General features: G+C 46.7%; 3 protein-coding genes and 2 pseudogenes. All 5 read right to left on the reverse strand.

Going from position 1 to position 1,960, the window contains the following annotated elements; translation table 11 throughout:
• A pseudogene (locus CIK04_RS36000) lies at positions 1 to 351 on the reverse strand (aminotransferase DegT); the annotation flags it as partial.
• Positions 352 to 523: 172 nt separating this feature from the next.
• Entirely contained in the window at positions 524 to 670 is a 147-nt protein-coding gene (locus CIK04_RS36005) for a DegT/DnrJ/EryC1/StrS family aminotransferase (protein ID WP_369597214.1), read from the reverse strand.
• Between the two features lie 89 nt (positions 671 to 759).
• Complete coding sequence (locus tag CIK04_RS36010) at positions 760 to 990, reverse strand: DegT/DnrJ/EryC1/StrS family aminotransferase (protein WP_369597215.1); 231 nt, start codon at positions 988 to 990, stop codon at positions 760 to 762.
• Positions 884 to 1,141, reverse strand: a complete 258-nt coding sequence (locus tag CIK04_RS36015) for a DegT/DnrJ/EryC1/StrS family aminotransferase (protein WP_176463501.1) — start codon at positions 1,139 to 1,141, stop codon at positions 884 to 886. The genes CIK04_RS36010 and CIK04_RS36015 overlap by 107 nt, the downstream gene beginning before the upstream one ends.
• A gap of 12 nt (positions 1,142 to 1,153) precedes the next feature.
• Positions 1,154 to 1,960 (reverse strand): annotated as a pseudogene (locus CIK04_RS32625) (polysaccharide biosynthesis protein); the annotation flags it as partial.

Consider the following 1,960-nt stretch of genomic DNA (forward strand, 5'->3'; position numbering starts at 1 on the left):
CGGTAAGTTAATCAGGTGTGCTTCAATGAATTCTGAATGGGTCAAATCCCCACGCAGGGCTTGTTCGAACATTGGTAAACGGTGCATTAACTGCCAAATTGGGCGAGTCATTACAGCCAGGCCGGCATTTAGTTTGCTCAAGCAGTTCATTGTCGCTGCTGTGTATCTGCGCAAATGATGGCATTGAGCCAGTAGTTTGACTGTGCGTATTCTGGCTCGACCACAAACGTCACATCGCTGCTGGCGAAAAACGCTTGGTATTGATGTGCCAAGTTGGCGCTTTTGCGCCAGATTAGCCTTCCAGCATCTTCCATCTGCGCGACAGCCCAGCGCCGCATTTAAGTTCGGCATACGGTAGTTGAAGCCGGGCTCATCATGGAAGAATTCATAAGGGTGCGGCACTTTCGCCGTCGTAGTCACATGCTTAGTGTCGCTGCCCGCTTTCTTCACTTCCCGCAAAGCACCATACCGCCACCACCTGTGGTAATGATTTTGTTTGCCGTTGAAACTCACCGCGCCAAAATCACCCGATTGTCCCCGTGTGCTTACCCTTGTAAAACGAACCTAGGCTTTCCGCAGCATCCTCGACTAACGAGATATTCCATTTCAAACAAACAGCAACCAGTTCATCCAATTCTACCGGATGACCAAAAGTCAGTGCAATTGGCACTTACGGGCTTTGATTCTTCTGCCCGTTTGCTTATGGATGCAACCTGCCTCAGTGACTTGCGCATTATCTTCTAAAAAGCACTCATCGCTTTAAGGGCAAAGCCCCAAGCTTACAGGGGAAACATCCACAAAAATCGGCTCGGCACCCATGTGATAAAGCGCATTGCGAGTTGCAACAAACGTCAGCGCTTGTGTGATCACGAAATCACCACGTTCAACCCCTGCCATGTAAAGGGCGGCGTGCAGGCAGCGGTACCGTTCGTACCGTCGCCACCGCCTTTGGAGTACCAGTAAACGCTTCCATTTTACGTTCAAACTCATCGACAAACTTACCGACACTGGAGACAAACGTGCTTTCAATGGTTTCCATTACATACGCTTTCTCATTGCCCGCAAAGTAGGGCATGCAATGGATAAARTCTTGGGTTTGGTATTRGTCGCGTACAAACTCAACCAGTAACTGTGCGTTCATTCTTCTTCACCCTTACATCTTGCTATCGAGGTATTTGCCCGTTTCTTTATGACCGAAGTCAGGKATCATCGTAAAGAAGAGCGCCACAATCTGCTCTTTGCTCCAAGCTCGTTGTATTCTTCATTTGGGCAATTTGTTCTTCAAAAAGACTCAACAGCTCCGGTTGGTACAGAGATTCATTTTTGATGATGCCCAAATTTTCAAAACGTGCCATATCAAGCACTTCTTTATCAGTGAAAAACTCTTCGAAATCCCTTTCACCGTCGTATCACTTTCGGTTGAAAAGACAAGGCCATTTGCCTTGTGCTGGTAGCGTTTTCGCCAGTTCACGAGCTTCTATCTTCATCCGCGCATAAATGCGGCTCGTAGCCTCTTTGTTTTAGGTATTTCACCGCAATGTCTGCAAATGTAATCAGATGCAATGCTTCACTGAGTTTCGGGAAGAAAATGTCGCGATTTTCACCAAAAATACACGACATCAAACAWCAGCTCACCCGATCTTGAGGAGTGACAAATAACGTTTGATATCGTTTGGATGCGACAATCGGCTGATTTTTTGGATACGTTGGTTAAAACCATGCAACAGTGAACCATCAGAAAAGGCCACGTTAGCAAACGCGCAGTTGAGATGGCAATTTGCTCACTCTTACGCATCAAGAACATTTCCATAATTGCGCTTTGGAGCCCCCATCATATTGACTGGGTTGGCCGCTTTATCCGTCGAGACACAGAAGTACTTTTTAACGTCCAGCATCAATCGACTGTTGAATCGTCTTATCAGTGTTGAATACATTGACATCGATCATTCGCATTAAGGTA

The sequence above is a fragment of the Vibrio sp. 03_296 genome, from assembly GCF_002265885.1.

Coding starts and splice junctions, on each gene's coding strand:
- CIK04_RS36010 (WP_369597215.1), bottom strand. CDS start 990: ATGAGTTTGAACGTAAAATGGAAGCGTTTACTGGTACTCCAAAGGCGG.